Genomic DNA, 17,497 nt, shown 5'->3' with positions numbered 1-17,497 from the left:
GCTTGAGTTGATAGATAATAGATTCGAGGCCTCATGAACACGCCCGACTTTCATACCCCTCCGGCTCCAGCGCCCAAACCTCCGAACAAGGCTCTGCCCCTGATCATCTTGGGCATCGTGATGTTCTTCGGGTGTTTGACATTCGTCGGGCTTGTTGGCTATGGCGCCTATCTCGGCTTTCAGCAAGGCACACGCGATCTTGCCAATCGAGGCAGCAGCACAACCGGGCAGACGGTACAGGGATGGACTGTCTACTCACTCGAAGGGGCCGGATTTCAAATCGCTCTGCCTTGCCCGCCCAGCCCGGACAAGACACCGCTCGATTCCTCGTTCAGTTCTGAAGTCAGCAGATATGCCACTTACCGAGCGAATACACCGGATTGCTGGACGATCGCAAACATGTATGAATACAATTATCCGCAGGCCGATATCGAAGTCGGGATCCGGGTCACGCGAGAGTGGGCGCAGTCGTGGCTGGGCAAGGACATCACTTCGATAAAAGACGATAGATTGACCGTCCAAGGTTTGAACGCCGCGAGGGTCTATGTGGAGTACATGGAAGATGGCAGAAAGTGTTTTGCGGACACCTTGTTGCTTGTAGAGGGGAACAGATCGTTCAGCTTAACTGTTGGCGCTGTAATGCCCGCCAGCGGAGACCGTTACGAACTGCTCCAGAAGCTTCAAGATTCATTCAAGCTTGAATAGCTTTGCGGGCATGGCGGGCGGGTAGTCTCACTCCGCAATGAGTCACGGCCCCCTTGCCAACATCTGCCAGATTCAAACCGATGTCCGCTCCAAGCGCATCAGCAGCTACGCCCGCGACGGCGGCAACAGCGACTACCACCCCATCGAGCCCGGCGAAACCCTGGTTCTTGCCGACATCGAGGGCGCGGGCATCGTCAAGCACATCTGGATCACCATCAGTTCGCAAGACCCGCTCTTCCGCAAGAACCTGATCCTGCGGATGTACTGGGACGGGCAGGAGCACCCGAGCGTGGAAGCTCCCATCGGCGACTTCTTCGGGCAGGGCTGGGGCAAGAAGTACCTCTTCAACTCGCTCCCTCTGGCAGCCGCGCCGAAGGGCGGCAACGCACTGGTTTGCTACTTCCCGATGCCCTTCGCCAAGGGCGCGAGGATCACCGTCGAGAACCAGAGCGAGCACAGAACCGGGGCGTTCTACTACTACATGGACTATGAAGAGCACGCCTCGATTCCCGACGACATGGGGCGGTTCCACGCTTGGTACAACCAGGAATACACCGGACCGGAGTCGGACTTTGGCGACCGCGAGAACGAATGGGCGATCCTTGGCCCGACGCCCAAGAACCCAACCGACAAGAACAACTACCTTTTCTGCGAGGTCGAGGGGGCTGGACACTTCGTCGGCGTGAACTACTACGTCCACTGCCCTTCGCCGGTCTGGTACGGCGAGGGCGACGACATGTTTATGGTCGATGGGGAGCCGTGGCCCGGAAGCGCCCACGGCACTGGCACGGAGGACTACTTCAACCAATCGTGGAGCCCCGACGAGATTTACATGCACCCGTATTTCGGCACTCCCTACGCTCCCGGACGCATCGGAAACGACGATCAGCTCTTCGGCTGGATTGGGCAGACCCATTGCTATCGCTTCCATCTGGAGGACCCGATCCGGTTCACGAAGAGCCTGCGAGCGTCGATCGAAGCGGGACATGCGAACGTGCTCACTCTGGAACTTGCGAGCGTGGCCTATTGGTATCAGACGATGCCGTCGAAGCCGTTCCCGCAACTGCCCAGCGCGGAGGAGAGGAAGCCGAGAGAGAGCATTCGTCCGGCGGATATCCACGCCTGGCGGGACGCGTGGCGTCGGATGCAAGGCGGAGGAAAGCTTTGGGGGAATGAGAAATTGAGTAATCCGTAATCAGTGATCGGCCGGGAGGGAACCGCTCCTTCGGTTCCTGAAGACTGATCTGTGATCGTCAGCGATTGTGGTGCAGGCATCTTGCCTGCGCCTGCGCTGGATGCCTCAACCCTCCCAAAGGGTTGAGGCTCTGCACGAGCCATGGCTTAGCCTCAATCCTAAGGAGGATTGAGGCATGAGAGTAATCGGCAGACGGTCGGACAGTGAGGGCAATGCTTTGTCGTTGCCGTGCGACAGACTCGTCACAAAGTCACAAAGAACCGCCGATGCACAGCTTTGTTCTTTGCGCCTTAGCGTCTTTGCGAGAAACAAGGAAGCCGTGCCGTTCGCACCCGTTATCCTCGACTCATGACTGTAGGAGCCAATCTGCAATCTGCAATCTGCAATCTGCAATCTGCAATCCGCAATCTACAATCTACGATCTACAATCAAAAGTTGCCTACGGCACAACCGGCTGCCCTTCTGCAACGCTTCGATAACCCGCAACCGCAATCTTAGCCGCCCGCCAACCGTCTTCGGCAGAAATTGGCATCGGCGTGTCGTTCTTGATCGCATTGACGAAGTCGTTCACCAAGCCGTCGTCGGTTCCACTGCCATAACCAGCAAGGCCGTGCCGCATATTGCTGTTTCGATAAACATCAAAAGCCTGATTGAACATATCCAGCTCGATCACGCCTTTATCGCCGACCACGTTCATCGTCACATCACCCCAAGTCTTGTACGACTTCGGTCGTGACCAGCTTGAGTCCAACGTGACGAAAACGCCGTTTGCGTATTCGAGGGTCACCATTGCCGTGTCCTCCCATGACTGGCTGTACATGTTGTTGCCAATTTGGGCTTGCACACGAACAGGCTCATGCCCGAGAAGCACATAGAGAAGGTCGGCAACGTGGACCGTGTGGTCGATCATTGCCCCGCCACCCGAAAGCTCCTTCTCTACAAACCACCCGCCAGGGTTGCTTCCCCGATTGGTGGCGCAGATGGCCTGAATCTCACCGATGTCGCCGTTTTTGACTCGCTGAAGAAGCTTTTGAAAAGCAGGTGAGTATCGGCAGGGGAAAGCCGTCATCACCTTCACACCAAACTCTTTCTCGGCATCAAGAATTCGCTGAGCATCCTCCAAAGTTGCCGCCAAAGGCTTTTCGCACAGAACGTGCTTTCCGGCCTTAGCTGCGGCAACAACATCGTCGGCATGGTGATTGTTTGCCGAACAAACGATGATGGCGTCGGACAGCCCAATCACTTCTTCGGCGCTGCTGAAGACCGGGCATTTTGCAAACTCCGCAAACTTCTTCGCTGCGTCCGGGTCTCTGTCCCACACACCCACACACTCTGTATCCGCATGCGAGTTGACGCAGTTCGCGTAAGAATAGGAGTGCATATGCACAATGCCGACGAAGCCGATTCTCAAGGCCATGACTCTATTGTGGCGAATTTACTTTGTCATGTGGCGCACGGCGGAGCTGCTGCCCCCAGATTAACCCTTCGCGTTCTTCGACGGTGGAATGTCCAGGCTAAAGAACTCAAGCACATCATCGAGCCGATCGCCTTCTGCGTTGCACGTGCTAAGAGCTTGCTCCAGCAGTCGCTTGGCCTCCTCCATTCCGCGCTTCTTTGAAGCTATCTCCGACTCCATTGCCGCAATTTGAAGCTGCGTCGCAGCGACATACTCCGAAGTCTTCGCCGAGAGAGCATCGGTGTAAGACGAAAGCGCAGCGAGCTTGCGCGACGCATCTGCAACAACCGATTCCGACGTGACTCCCAATGCCTTACCCATCGAAGTAATGGAAACGCTGACGGTCTTGCGCTTCACTTCCAACGGCAAATCCCCAGGCAACGCGTTGATCAACTCCAAAGCTTGCTCAGCAGAGAAGGACACCGGCGGCAGGTTTGCGCTCTCATAAATCTTGGCAAAGTCCGGTTGCCCACCGGGCGCGCTCACCGGCTCAACCGAAGCTGATTCAACCTTGACTTCATCCAGATTCGGTCCCGGGGCTGCCTTGACGATCTGCTCCACCGTTTTGGTCTCTGTCTTTGGAGCAGGCGCGGGGGCTGGCTTCGGCTCTGGAGCCGAAGTCTTCGCTAAATCGGCAAATGGATCGTTGGAAACAGCGGGGCCGTCGCCTTCGATTTCGACGAACAGTCCGGCAGCTTTCTTAAGGGCGTCTCTAATCGGCATTTTAGGCACCTATTCGGGTTACAAGCTCTTCGAGCGGGGTCACGGCTTCGATGGCCTCGGTCAGTGAATTCGTGGTCAGCACGACTTCGTCGATATCGGCAAGGACCTGCTCTGGCGAGCGGGCCCGGATTTCGTCGTTGATCAAGCCAAAGGCGTCGCTCATTAGCTCCATCTGGTTGTGCAGGTTGGAAAGGATCATCCCGATCTTGCTCACGTAGTCGCTGCGGCGCTCCAATACTTCCAAACGCTTCTGGATAACGCGTTTCGTGGGCTCGTCAATTCCCGATTCGATCTTGGCGCTCAAGGCCTCGCGCTCCTGCTTGTAGTGATCTCGTATCGTTGTCGTCGTGCGATTGATCCACTCTTCAGTTGGCACGATGATTCGGCTTGGAGCGGTCACTTGGAATTGTGGTTGGCCCGCCGCAATACGACGCTTCTTCTGACTTTGCTCGACGATGGGCGGGGCATCTGATCGGCGGTCGTTCCGAACCTCTTCCAACACCGATAGCAGATAAGTGACAAATCGGGATTCACGCTCGGCAAACTGCAGGAATTTTTCAAGCAGGTAGTCGAGCTTGCGAAGGGCTTCTCTGAACCATCGATCCTCGCCCTTGGCCTGCGCCTCAATCTGCGCCCGCGTATCTTCGAGCCGTGCAAACTTGTCGCGAACCTCGTCGCGGACGAACGGCAACACCTTCGCCTTCAACTCTTCGCGATGTCGCACAATCTCATCGTCGTATTTCTTCTCCAACCTCCGTGCAAACCAACGGGAGTCGGGCACGAACATCAGGTACGCCGCTTCCAGCACGATCGCAGCGAGGAACGGAAGCGGGTTCAATAGCGCCGCCGATAGCGCAAAAGCGCCAGCGAGTCCAACAACGTTGTAACTCTCCTTGAAGGCCTCGGCTAGCTTATTAGTAGGACGCATGTTCGTTGAGCCTGTGCCCGAAGGGAATTTACCCGACCTTGATTACTTTGAAGCTGACAGCTTAGTATCAGGATTCTTCAACAGATACATTAGGGCTTGGAGCATCTCGACGAATTTCTGATCCGTTTGTAGCATCGGATTGCGCGGACGCTCGAAGGGCACGATCATATCGTGAATGATCCGTGCAGGTCGAGGTGAGAGTACGAGTATCCGATCCGCAAGCAGGAGAGCCTCAGCAATATCGTGTGTGACGAATATGATTGTGTTCTTTTCGACGGCCCATAGACTGAGAAGCATCTGTTGCATACCGCTTCGCGTTTGTGCGTCGAGTGCCCCAAACGGCTCGTCCATCAGAACAATGGGCCGCTTGAGAGCAAGCGCGCGGGCGATGGCTGTTCTCTGCTGCATCCCTCCCGACAGTTCCTTCGGATACGCGGAGTGCCGATCCGCCAGGCCCACCTTTTCAAGGTAATCCATTGCGATCTGTCTTCGCTCCTGAGCCTCTGAACCTTGTATTTCGAGCCCGAACTCAACGTTCTGCAACACCGTTCGCCAGGGGAAACAAGTGTATGCCTGTTGAACGGTTACTGCCTGGCTCGTAGGGCCCGTGACGAGTTCGCCAAGCAACCGAACCTCGCCTTGAGTAGGCAACAACAAGCCTGAGATCATGTTTAGGATCGTGCTCTTACCACAGCCGGAAGGGCCGATAATCGCCAAGAATTCACCTGCTTCCTCGTCGTGGACAGTGAAATCCAAGTCGCTGAGGGCGCGCACGGGTTCTTGACCGTTGCGCTCGTAATCCTTGCAAACATTCTTAAACTCAATGACCGGGGGTTTAACATCGCTCATGACCAGGCAAAAAACCTCCGTTTGACTACGCCTAACAACCAGTCTGTCGATGCGGAAATGATGGCAACCACTAACAATATGCCGAACACCTTGCCCGACTCTTGGGTACGGCTACCAATATACAAAAGATAACCGACGCCAATCTGATCCTCACTGTTGTTGATGAACTCCGCGAGAACGATGTAGGTCCACATGATGCCGTTACACACTGCGATTGCCTCCCAAATGGCTGGGAGTGCCCCAGGGAGAAGAATTTTCCAAATCAACTGCCAACGTGTGGCCCCAATGTCGATGGCAACTTTAAGAAAATCTTCGTTAACGGATCGCACTGCCTGACGCACCAGGATGATCATGTAGAAAATCGACCCGAGGAACAAGAAAACGATCTTGGCCTTTTCTTCAATACTGAACCACAACACAATCAGCCCAACCAAGCCTGTCGTAGGAACACTTTTGGCCCCATTAACAAGCTTCCGCAAAAGGGCATCAACGGGCGTAAACGCACCCATCAGAATGCCGATAGGAACACCGATCGCAATAACGATCACTAAAGCCAACGAAACTCTTATAAAACTTCTCCAAATGGCGGAAAGCAGCCAACCTTGGCTATTGAATTCGGCAAGCGATTCGTAAAGCTGACTCGGAGATGGGAGAAATAACGGCCTGAGATGGCCGCCGTATGTCAGGAAGCACCATATTGCGACGGCGACAAGAATTCCGGACAGCCCGAGTGCGAAGTCAAGCCGCCCAGAAATCTTTTCGCGTACACCAAGGAGGGGTTTCATCGAACCTATTTAGGCACGACCAGAATGTCGGTCCGGCGATTCTTTGCACGACCTTCATTGGTGCCATTAGAAGCGATAGGCTTGTTTGGACCGTTTCCTTTCGCGATAAATCGCGATCTGTTGAACCCGTATTGATTAACTAGATAGTTTACGACCGCTTGTGCTCTCTGTTGGCTCAACTGGACGTTTTTGTCAGCCGATCCCACGCTGTCAGTGTTACCTTCCACGCGAATGTAAGCGTTCGAGTAGGTCTGCGCTGTGAGTGCGATCTGATCAAGAACACCCTTCGCATTCGGATCCAAGGAGGACTGGCCTGTTGCAAAGTAGATATTCACCGGCTTCGTCATGATCGCCCGCTCAGTTACTTTCTCCTCTGGAGGCTTTGTCGGAAACTTGGATTCGTCGACTTCAGGTTTGACACGTGCATCTTTGGGAGTTGCAGCGTATATCTCCCTCAAAAACTTGTCGTTCTTGGCTTGGCCAGGGGTCACCGCCTGTGTGATGTACCCTCTACGGACCCATGAGGTGCTCGCCTGCTTGAAAATACGGTCAAACAAGGGTTCACTTCCGTCTAATCCAAACATTTTCGTGTTATCTACAAGGTCCGCCCATTTAACGGTCGAGAGTTGATTCAGAGTCTCTTTTTGTCCTAAGTCTTTGTACAGCGGCTCATTGTCCATCAAGACCTTTACAGCCAAGTCGGGGCGACGGTTTGCCTCCGCTGTGCCATCAAACCAGCCTTCGATGAAAGCCTTGATCACATCGGGATGTTCGGCTATGAAATCCTCACGCGCGACCATGAGGTCGGCGATCAAATTTGCAGCCGTCTTGGTCGAGACAATGACCTTCGAACCAGGGCGCTTCGCGAGGGCTTCACTGACGTCGGGCTCCCACACGACAGCGGCATCGACTTTTCCCGCAACAAAGTCAATACGAGCATCAGGAGAGGCGTTCTTTCCAACGATATTCTTAACAATGCGCTCCTGTTGAGACTCATCCAAGCTTGAGTTTTGAAGGCTGTATTCGAGAAGCCAGTGAGACGGAGTAAATAGAGCCAGCGCAACCTGTTTACCCGCTAAATCCTCGATTCGGTTAATATTGCCTGCCGCGACTATTGCATCGCCGCCGCGAGACCAGTCCACTTGCATGATGGCCCGAGACTTTACGCCACCCTTGTTTAGGCCAGGGAGTTCATTCGCCCAAAAGTCAACGGTCGACCAAACGATATCGACCCCATCAGGGCCACCTTTAGCAAACGCTTTGGCCCTCACATCGACGTCTTCCATCAGAAGAAACTCAACAAGCAGCTTGTGATTCTTGTAGTAGATGCACTCCTTGTTTGGCTTGAACCCACCATTAGCGACAAGACCACCTGCGTATCCAGGCCAGGTTACAATTCCAACCCGCAGAGGCCGTCCCAGGATGCCCTGATCGCCTTCGATCTTTGTCCCACCAGAACCTCCAATCCCAAAGAACGGGCTACCATCCTTTGGTCTGTTAATGTACTGATAGCCGCCGATGACCACCCCAAGTACGATGATTAGGATAACGACCTTGCCCAAAGGTTTTACTTTCATGTTGTTTTCTCTTTCGTCGCGCGTTTGTAAGATTCCTGTCTATTCGAATCTCAAGACGAGCAATAAGTCCAAATCGTTGACGGACAAGGAATTCGAAGGGTTGCAATCGTACAAACGATGTTTAGCCGCAGGAACTCAATGTCGAGTTCATTTTGACGCTATTGCGCGGTGTGAAAGACAGTTGAATGCAAGATGGATGATCTTTGTGCTCTCACGCAGGGGGTTCAGAGAGCCAAGCCTGCCAGTCCGACATCAGTGACAATCCTTATCAACAATGCCTTCACAGCCCAAATGGCAACGGAGCAAACCCATAGTTGTAGGCGGCTTCATTCAAATATCGCAACGGAAACTCAGGCTTTCGCAGACCTTCCCAAGTTGACGAAATCTCCTGCCCCAGACTCGCCCAGCAGTATCCCGAATAACCGCCGAACGAAGGAATCACGGCGAAGTATGAACCCACCTTGTCGAAGGCCTTGGCGTACATCTTCTGAATCTCCTCCAACGAGTACGGACAAAATACCAAGTTATCAGCCTGAGTCACAACAAAGCCACCCGGCTTAAGCAGTCGTCGCAAATCTCGGTAGAACTCTTCGGTGAAAAGCATCTCACTCAGCGACTGATCCTCCTCCTCATAAACGTCGGTGCTGTCCATCACGATGAGGTCGTACTGTTGGGTGGCAGCTTTTACAAATTTGAACGCATCGGCAATATGCAGATGCAACCTCGGATCGCCAAACGCGCCATTGCTCAGCTCTGGCCAGACCGACACCGACGCTTTCACGACCGCTTCATCGATCTCCACCATGTCCACGCGTTCGATACTCTTGTGCTTGATGATCTCACGAACAACCGCCCCATCTCCGCCCCCAACAACCAGCGCAGAAGTCGGGCTCTCCAGGTTCAAGAGCGGGATCTGGACCAACGCCTCGTGATATACGTGCTCGTCAAGCGCGGTGAGCTGAATGTGTCCGTCCAGCATCAGCACCTTGCCAAAACACTGCGTGTTGTAGATGTCGATGGTCTGAAAAGGAGTCTCCTCATGAAGCAGGTGCTCCTCAATCAGCACCGACTGCATAAACTTGTCGCTTCGAATCGGAAACGTGAGGTGGTTTTTCTGGGCCATAGGGAAGGATTCGAGTGTACCTTTGAGGCTGCGGGGAACCCGGCAAGAGGCCGATCCGGTAAGGTCTATCTATGACAGCCTTCGTAGTCTTTGCCGCTTTTGCTCCCCTTCTATCGCCCTCCACAGCGCCAAACCTGACGCCTTTGCTCACGGATGCCTCGGTCGCGTACACGCAGGCAAAGGCGTTCAGCGCCACTGATGCGTGGGCAAAAACGCGCGGCGCCATCGCGGCCCGATACTATGCCAAGGACACGCAGAAGGCAAAAATGGATGGGCTCCTCAACAAGTACGAGGCTCCTGCCAAGGCCGCAAAAACCGCCGACGAATTCCGCGATGTGGTCAACCGGATGATCGCCGAATTTGGGGATTCCCACTTCGAGTTTATGACCAAGGCCGATCAGGGCTACTACATGATGCGCAACTTGTTGAACCCCGAGGCGGAGGCGATGCCGCACATCGGCGTTTGGTTCAAGAAGGTCAACGGTCAGTGGATTGCTCAGATGGTTCTCAACGACATGCCTGGCGCAAGGGCAGGCATCCAAAAAGGCGACGTCTTTAAGTCCATCAACGGCAAGCCTTTCTCTCCCGTGCAAAGCCTGGCGGATTGGGTGGACAAGACGGCAAAGATTACGGTCAGTCGCAATGGGCAAGAGATGGCAAAGGATGTCGATGTTGAGTCGATGAGGCCAGCCGATATGTTTCTGCGGGCTAGCCAACGCAGTGTAAAGACGATCGACTACAACGGCAAGAAGTACGGCTATATGCACATGTGGGCTCTACTCCCACGACAGGATTTCAAAGACGCGCTTGCCGCAGGAGTCTCGCGAAACATGAACACCGACGGCTTCATACTGGACCTTCGCGATGGTTTTGGTGGCCGCCCCGAGGGGTTTGCCGACCTCTTCTATGCCCCCGGCATCAAGGTTGAATACGGAGCGGGGAACATCAATATGACCTCGAAGATGGGCTATGACAAGCCGTTGATCGTGCTCATCAATGAAGGCTCGCGCAGCGCCAAAGAGGTCCTAAGCCACGTGCTCAAATCCTCCAAACGCGCAACTCTGATCGGAAAAACCACCGCCGGACACGTGCTCGGCACGTCGCCGATGCTCATTGACGATTGGGCCGTTTTAGAAATCCCGATGGTTAACGTCATCGTCGAGGGCGTCACGCTTGAAGGTGTCGGAGTCTCGCCCCACATTAAGGTTGACCCCGAGTACGACCCTGCCGGAACCGATCTTGTGGTCAAGCGGGCCCTCGAACAACTGGCGGGATCGGCCTCTTAGGGACACGGGCAATCGCGATCCCTATCGAAATGGGCGCATGTATGGCTCAGTTTTCTTGCGCCTTTTGACGCAAGATTTCTTGGACGACTATCAAATTACATCAATTTGAACTCAAATTTCTGATCGCCTCTTTTGCGCTAAATCCTGAGTAAAACTTCGCCCTGTTGGTTTTGCGGGTTCGATACCGAAACTATTGTCTAAGGGACAGTAGTCGAATCGCGTTCAAGCGTGAGGCTGTCGATTGGGGAATCGCCTGGAAAGCACTTTCATGCGCCTGTCAAGGCGGGTGCTCGGGTAATCATTCACATCCTGATCGCGACGACTAGGGTCTAGCTGGGGATTGTGAATATGAAATGGCTTTCAAACCTAAGAATCGGGCGTAAGCTTGCGCTCAGTTTTGGCATGTGCATTGGCCTGATGGCAGTGCTTGGCGTCGTTGCCTTCGTCCGTCTTAATCAGCTCGGTGGTCTGTCGACGCGCCTAGCCGGGGAGTTTCAACTTGCACAAACAAGCGGAGAATTGAGTACAAGACTCCTTCAATTTGTGCGATCCGAAAAGAACCACATCTTGGCCGACACGCCGGCACAAATGGGACCTCAACGAACACACGCGGATGGTGATCGAAAAGATGTAGAGGCAAAGCTGGAAGAGCTCAAGAAGGAGATTTTTTCGCCAGAGGGCAAAGTTTTTCTTTCAAAACTCGATGACCTGCTACCGAAGTACTTTGCGAATGCCGAGGAAGTTTTTAAACTCTCCGAATCTAACCAGAAAGCGAAAGCTGAGACTCTTTCAAGAAGTGCACGCCCTATTCTAGACGACATTGACGAGTCGCTGTCGGTCTACAACAAATACAATGACGCGCTTATTGTTAAAGAAAAGCAGGTAACCAAGTCAATTCTGTTTTGGTCAAAGGCGACCGTTATCACTTTGTTGTTATTTGCAATAGTGGTCGCAATACTATTCGCGGTAATCATCACACGCATGATTTCTTCAGCGCTTGCCGAAATTGGAACTGCCGCAAAGGGCTTGGCTGTTGGCGACATCAATCAAGAGATCAAGATCGAGACTAAGGATGAAATTGGCGATCTTGCTACCGAATTCAAGAGCCTCATACTCCACCAGCGAGACATGGCCAGCATAGCCAGTGCAGCGGCTCTTGGCGATCTTAGTGAAAACGTTGAGCCGAAGTCTGAGGGCGATGTGCTGGGACTCTCGTTTGCAACGATGATCGAACATCAGCGAGCAATGGCGGAAATTGCCCAGACCGTTGCTAGCGGCGACCTCACCGTGAGTGTCCAAGCGAAGTCAGAGAACGACTCACTGGGCAACGCCTTCGCAACGATGATTCTCAATCTGCGCGAGCTCATCAAGCACGTTGGAACTGCAACTCAAGCAGTAGCTTTATCGAGCGATTCCCTCAATTCAGCTGCGTCAGAGACAAGCTCGGGGTCTGAAGAGATTGCCCAAACGATTCAGCAAGTGGCCAAGGCATCGTCAGAATCCGCTCAAACCAGCGGGCAGATCGCAAGGGGCAGCGAGCAACTTGCCTCTGGGGCAACATCCGCCAGCGACGCAATGGAGAAGCTTGAAGAGGCCATTCTTCAAGTGCAAGAGGGCAGTCATGACCAGCAGCTTGCAGCCTCCCGAGCCAACGAGATTGCGATGGAAGGTGGACAGGCGGTCCAGCAAACCATCTCAAGCATGGATCGTATCTCCAAGCAGGTCGCTCTATCGGAGCAGGCCGTCCGCGAACTTGGACAGCGGCAAGCTCAGATCGGCGCGATTGTTCAAACAATCGACGAAATTGCCGAGCAGACTAATCTGCTCGCACTCAACGCCGCGATTGAGGCTGCCCGAGCTGGCGAGCATGGACGCGGATTCGCCGTCGTTGCCGAAGAGGTACGCAAGCTTGCCGAGCGATCCAGCGCTAGCACCAAAGAGATTGCCGATCTCATCTCGATGATACGCGAAGGCGTAGAGAACGCTATCGACTCGATGACCACCAGCGCACAGCAGGTCACCGAGGGTACTCAAGCAAGCGATGCCGCAAAGGCAGCGCTCACGGAGATACTTGACGGTATCGCCAGCGTTCAAACACTTGCTGAGAAAAACGGCGCCCTTGTAGAGGGGATTGGACTAAACACGCGAACGGTCGTCGAGGCTATCGCCAATGTAGCTTCGGTTAGTGAAGAGACTGCTGCTGGCGCTGAGCAGATGAGCGCAGCCGCAGAAGAGACGGCCGCCGCGACAGAGGAAGCTTCGGCTGCCATTCAGCAGCAAGTAGCTGCGATCGCAGACGTGAGCCGAATGTCCGAAGACCTAAGAAACACAGCTCAAAAGCTGCAGGACATCGTAGCAAAGTTCAAAGTCGAACCCAGCTCCAATCCTGTTGAGGTCAAGCAGGCCGCCTAATCCGAGGCTAAGTAATCACAGACCGCTTGGGTAAAGAAGCCTAGGCGGTCGACCCACCTCCCCTAGGTCTTTGCCACTTATTGCGGTTTTTGTGTTAATTTGGTGCCCCTGCTGATGGCAAGGTTTCGAGTTTCCAAGAATTGCTTAGGGGATGTACCGCTTCCTGAGGACAACAATGAAGTTTAAGAATCTCAAAATCGTCGCAAAGCTAGGGTTGGGCTTCGGCATTTGCGTCGCTACTACTGTATTTTTGGGTCTGTTTAGCATCGTGAGACTCGGCGCACTTGACGACAGCACCAAGGCCCTCCAATCAGACAGTCTTGTCGCCTTTCAAGCCCTATCGCAGATGACTGGGAGTTCATCCACGATTGAAGGACTGGGCTACCGACACCTCGCTACTAAGGATCATGCTGCCAAGAAAGAGATCGAATCGCTTATAAAGGAAGAACTTACAGCTCTGCATAAGAGCTTCGATGGCTACGACACATCCATCGCACTAGATGAAGATCGTAAGATGTTCGATGCTCTTAAGACCAAGTGGGAAGAATGTGAAAAACTTGAGTCAGCTCTCGTCGCGGCTAGTGTCAGCAACGACGCTGCAAAGCAAGCAGCTACCCTTAAGCAGCTTGATGGCGCTTACAGTACATTCCGAAAAGATCTTGAGGCCCTTGAAAAGTGGAACCTTGAGCGCGCTGATAGCCTCACTGCTGCAGCCGACGCGACCTATAAGGAGTCTGCTCTTGAAGTTTGGATCATGCTCGCAGTTGCGATTATTGCCGCGATCGCTTCCTGCTTCTTTGTGACTCGATCGGTCAAGCTTCCGCTTGCACTTGTCGTGAACAGGATGCACTCCCTTCAGACGATTTGTATGTCGGCTCTGAGGAGCGGCATCGAAGCTCTGGCACAGGGTGATCTGGTCAAGCACGTTAAGACAGGGACGACGGCCGTGCCTTACGAGAGCAAGGATGAGATTGGGCAGGTTGCATCCAGCTTTAACTCGTTGTTGACTGATCTGCAGTCAACTGTTGATTCCTTTGACGAAGCAAGATCAAATCTGCGAGCGCTCGTAGGCGACGTGTCCCGAACGGCGGATTCTGTCGCGAACTCAAGCGATTCGCTAAACAACACCACTCACCAAGCGAACGGGACATCCGAAGAGATCGCTCAAACCATCCAGCAGGTTGCATGCGCTGCAAACGAAAGCGCTCAGACCAGCACTCAGATTGCGAGTGGCAGCGAGCAACTCGCCATCGGAGCAACGGAAGCAAGCGCAGCGATGGAGAAGCTTGACACAGCAGTCCAGTCTGTCCAAAAGGGCAGTCAGGATCAGCAACTTGCCGCCGCAAAGGCAAACGAGATTGCAATGGAAGGCGGACAAGCCGTTCAGCAGACCATCTCCAGCATGGAGCGCATTTCAAAGCAGGTCTCGTTGTCCGAAGATGCCATCCGCGAACTCGGCGACAAGCAGGCTCAGATCGGAGCCATCGTACAGGCTATCGACGAAATTGCTGAGCAGACAAACCTGCTTGCTCTTAACGCAGCTATCGAAGCCGCTCGTGCTGGAGAGCACGGTCGAGGATTCGCCGTTGTTGCCGAAGAGGTTCGCAAGCTTGCCGAGCGGTCGAGTACCAGCACCAAGGAGATTGCCGACCTCATCAAGAGCGTTCGCGAAGGGGTTGAAAAGGCAATCGAGTCCATGACCGCAAGCGCACTTGAGGTCAGCGAAGGATCGAAGTCCAGCGATGCCGCGAAGGCCGCTCTGGTGGAGATTCTTGATGGCATCGCCAACGTCCAGACTCTTGCTGAGCAGAACAGCCAGCTCGTAGACGGAATGGCAAGCGATGCCCGCATCGTGACCGATGCGATTTCGAACGTCGCTTCCGTCAGCGAAGAGACTGCCGCAGGTGCACAAGAGATGAGCGCCTCTGCAGAAGAGATGGCAGCCGCCACTCAGCAAGCAGCAGCAGCCGTACAGGAGCAGACGGCAAGCATCGGTGAAGTCAGCCGAATGGCGATGGACCTCAAGGATGCTTCTGCACAACTCCAATCCATGGTGAGCGCATTCAAGATCGACGGCGAGTCTGAAACGCCCGATCTGCGATTAGCCGCCTAACAATCAACGGGCTGTTGAACAAGTGGACGGGCTCTCCTCTGGGAGAGCCCGTTTCATTTAATAAGGCAACTGCGTGACTGCCTTGCCGACCAAGACCAGCGCAATACTCGCCATTGCGACCAAACCTGTGCCGCAGCTGAACCCGGCAAGCAGAACCGGTGCATAACGGATCCAGTTCTCCTCGCCATAACGCTTCCTCATATACTTCCTGCCGAACCAAGCGCCAAAGAGTTGAGGCAGCGTGTTCGCCGGATACGCCCCAATGCCCCCCGCAAAGCCGTAATAGAAGAGCAGAGGAAGCTTGAAGAACGAGCAGACGCCATAAAACGCAAGCCCAAAAGACGCACCTATCCCTATCACAGAGGGCTTCAGCGCGGCAAGCAGGAAGTTGGTTTGGCCCGCCTCTTTCGGGAGGTTCACCTGCTGAAAAACCGATTGAATCGTCGCCTCGATCGGCCAAAACCGCTGAGCATAGGGGAATTGGTTGCTCGGGACAGGGCTCGTCTTCCAGAAGAACGCCCAAAAGAGGAAGCTAAAGACCAGTGTCAATGGGAGCATCACCGCCTCGGCCTTGATGATGCTTGTGAACTTCGTCCCTGTCAGCTCCACCTCACGAAATCGCTGAGAAACCGCCCCGTGATCCCATAAGGGGATTGGCGCATACCAAACGTCGGCGCGTTGATAGCCGGTAGCCACGACCGCTGCCTCGCGCAAAAAGGGCAATCCCACCGTTCGCCCCGTGAGGCCCTGCAAGCGCGCGCTGATATAGCTGTTGAATGGACTCCAAAACAGTCCAAACGCACACAGCAGCCAGATCGGGAAATCCGGAATGAGGACATGGCTCAGCCAAATCAGCGTCACCGTCGCCCCAAGCCAGGCAAGCAACGCCGTGTAAATTGGGAAGTCGCCCCGACCTTCCGGCGGAGCGAGACTATACTTCCGTTCGTCGCGATAGCGTCTGGCCTGGGCTGTGGCTTTGATGACAAGTGCGATGCCGATAATCGCAATCGCCAGATTGATGCCAATCGTCACCGACAGCCAGATGTCCATGTCGGCAGCAAGCTTGGTCAGAAACGCATCCGATCCAAATCGGTAGCTGGGCAGCAATCCGTAGCTGTGAAGAATCGGATTCGCTACGATCATCGTCAAAACGCTTGCAACTGTTGCTCCAAGCACAATGTGGTAGGGCAGCACAAAGCCCACCAAAATGTTTCCAAGGCTAAAGCTGAGTCCAATAATTGCCGCTGGCAACAGGTTTTCGATCACCCGCGTGTAGTCGGCAAATGGGATGGGGAACACCTCCACCGGCTCCCCAAACAGCATTCCTGTGATCACCGGCAAGGCCACGTACACCAGGCCAAACAGCATCCCCACCACTGAGCCCGCCGAGAAAACACTCCATCGCCAACTTTCCGTGCCAGCTTCGGCAAGAGCCGTCGCCCCCGAGGCCGCCACTGGCGCATAAGGAAAAGGGAGCTTTTCGATGTCGCTGGTGACCCGAAACAGCGCATATCCCATACCGATCCAGCTCAGCTTTCCGCAGATCTCGGTGATGATGAGAATAAGCGCAGGCTTCCAGAATCCCTGCGTCCAGAACTGCCATGTACTGGGCGACCACCAGTCGGCATGCCAAAGGTTGCGGTCGATGATCGCCGATGAGGCTGGGCTCGGCACCGCCCATCTCGGAATCTGATCGAGCAGGGGTTGCGCCTGCTCGCTGCTGACAAAATATGAGTTCCAAATAAGGTTTGAAAACGGTCCGCCGCCCATACCGCGTGTGGCATTGATGACCGTAGTCAGGCTCGCAGCAATGTAAAACAGGATGTAGATCTCTTGTTTTCGGAGCGGCATAAAGCTTCGCCGAGCAACCTCGGCAAACAGAACGATCGTGACCCATTCCGCTGCTTCGCCAACCCCCTGCCCCGCCACCAAACCCAGATAAATGCCGCCGGGCAGCATGAAGAGCGCGATAAAGAACGCTCCGATGAGGGTCTTCACGGTGAAGCCTTCCTCGAAGCGTCTTTCGGGTTCAGATTCGGGGGCCCTGGTTGGCGCGTTGGCCATTGGGCAATGTGTTCGACAAGCTCAGCCGGTTGTCCTGCTTGTGATGGCTTGTCCTTGGGTCAGCGCCTACTCTCCCCTCCCTCTATTGCGACGCAGTTGCAATGGAGGGAGGGGGAGGGGTGGGAGGTCCGAATGTCTGAAAATGACTTCGTTTCTTGCAAATACTAAGTAGCGCTCTCTGCGTCTCTGTGAGAGATTCCCCCTTTGTGACTTTGTGGTTCTTTGCTTCTTTGTGAGATTTCCCGGCGGGGCTTGGCCCCTAACGAACGCTGATAATGACT

Annotated in this window: 14 protein-coding genes; 6 read left to right on the top strand and 8 right to left on the bottom strand. The window is 54.3% G+C overall.

Features of this window, described 5'->3' with window-relative positions:
- Positions 1–33 precede the first annotated feature (33 nt).
- From KF784_11775 to KF784_11765, 3 genes are all read left to right on the top strand, one after another.
- Positions 34–705, top strand: a complete 672-nt coding sequence (locus KF784_11775; GenBank protein ID MBX3119737.1) for a hypothetical protein — start codon at positions 34–36, stop codon at positions 703–705.
- A 37-nt stretch (positions 706–742) separates the two neighbouring features.
- Positions 743–1,900, top strand: a complete 1,158-nt coding sequence (locus KF784_11770; protein ID MBX3119736.1) for a DUF2961 domain-containing protein — start codon at positions 743–745, stop codon at positions 1,898–1,900.
- A 175-nt stretch (positions 1,901–2,075) separates the two neighbouring features.
- Positions 2,076–2,252, top strand: a complete 177-nt coding sequence (locus KF784_11765; GenBank protein MBX3119735.1) for a hypothetical protein — start codon at positions 2,076–2,078, stop codon at positions 2,250–2,252.
- A gap of 87 nt (positions 2,253–2,339) precedes the next feature.
- On the opposite strand, the gene KF784_11760 is transcribed toward KF784_11765, so the two are convergent.
- The 7 genes from KF784_11760 to KF784_11730 form a co-directional block, all read right to left on the bottom strand.
- On the bottom strand, positions 2,340–3,317 hold the full coding sequence (locus KF784_11760) for a Gfo/Idh/MocA family oxidoreductase (GenBank protein MBX3119734.1): 978 nt from the start codon (positions 3,315–3,317) through the stop codon (positions 2,340–2,342).
- 60 nt (positions 3,318–3,377) lie between these two features.
- Positions 3,378–4,079, bottom strand: a complete 702-nt coding sequence (locus KF784_11755; GenBank protein MBX3119733.1) for a hypothetical protein — start codon at positions 4,077–4,079, stop codon at positions 3,378–3,380.
- Between the two features lies 1 nt (position 4,080).
- Complete coding sequence (locus KF784_11750; protein ID MBX3119732.1) at positions 4,081–5,007, bottom strand: hypothetical protein; 927 nt, start codon at positions 5,005–5,007, stop codon at positions 4,081–4,083.
- A gap of 42 nt (positions 5,008–5,049) precedes the next feature.
- The gene (locus KF784_11745; GenBank protein MBX3119731.1) at positions 5,050–5,856 is read right to left on the bottom strand and encodes an ABC transporter ATP-binding protein; all 807 of its coding nucleotides are present in this window, start codon (positions 5,854–5,856) and stop codon (positions 5,050–5,052) included.
- Positions 5,853–6,641 carry an ABC transporter permease gene (locus KF784_11740; GenBank protein MBX3119730.1) on the bottom strand — a complete coding sequence of 263 codons (789 nt, stop codon included), beginning with the start codon at positions 6,639–6,641 and terminating at the stop codon, positions 5,853–5,855. The genes KF784_11745 and KF784_11740 overlap by 4 nt, the downstream gene beginning before the upstream one ends.
- Before the next feature lie 5 nt (positions 6,642–6,646).
- The gene (locus tag KF784_11735) at positions 6,647–8,218 is read right to left on the bottom strand and encodes an OmpA family protein (GenBank protein ID MBX3119729.1); all 1,572 of its coding nucleotides are present in this window, start codon (positions 8,216–8,218) and stop codon (positions 6,647–6,649) included.
- Positions 8,219–8,498: 280 nt separating this feature from the next.
- On the bottom strand, positions 8,499–9,341 hold the full coding sequence (locus KF784_11730; protein ID MBX3119728.1) for a hypothetical protein: 843 nt from the start codon (positions 9,339–9,341) through the stop codon (positions 8,499–8,501).
- A gap of 71 nt (positions 9,342–9,412) precedes the next feature.
- Here KF784_11730 and KF784_11725 point away from each other — a divergent pair, with 71 nt between their 5' ends.
- From KF784_11725 to KF784_11715, 3 genes are all read left to right on the top strand, one after another.
- Positions 9,413–10,627: a hypothetical protein gene (locus tag KF784_11725; GenBank protein MBX3119727.1), complete on the top strand. Its 1,215-nt coding sequence runs from the start codon at positions 9,413–9,415 to the stop codon at positions 10,625–10,627.
- A gap of 348 nt (positions 10,628–10,975) precedes the next feature.
- A complete protein-coding gene (locus KF784_11720; GenBank protein ID MBX3119726.1) occupies positions 10,976–13,039 on the top strand; it encodes a methyl-accepting chemotaxis protein in 2,064 nt (687 codons plus the stop codon).
- A 175-nt stretch (positions 13,040–13,214) separates the two neighbouring features.
- A complete protein-coding gene (locus tag KF784_11715) occupies positions 13,215–15,152 on the top strand; it encodes an MCP four helix bundle domain-containing protein (GenBank protein ID MBX3119725.1) in 1,938 nt (645 codons plus the stop codon).
- A gap of 57 nt (positions 15,153–15,209) precedes the next feature.
- Here the strand turns inward: KF784_11715 and KF784_11710 are convergent, their stop codons facing one another.
- Complete coding sequence (locus KF784_11710) at positions 15,210–17,150, bottom strand: hypothetical protein (GenBank protein MBX3119724.1); 1,941 nt, start codon at positions 17,148–17,150, stop codon at positions 15,210–15,212.
- Positions 17,151–17,497: the final 347 nt, after the last annotated feature.

This window comes from Fimbriimonadaceae bacterium, assembly GCA_019638775.1.
Taxonomy (GTDB): domain Bacteria; phylum Armatimonadota; class Fimbriimonadia; order Fimbriimonadales; family Fimbriimonadaceae; genus JAHBTD01.
Note: the sequence above shows the minus strand (reverse complement) of the source record. Positions and strands in the feature narration are given on the sequence as shown.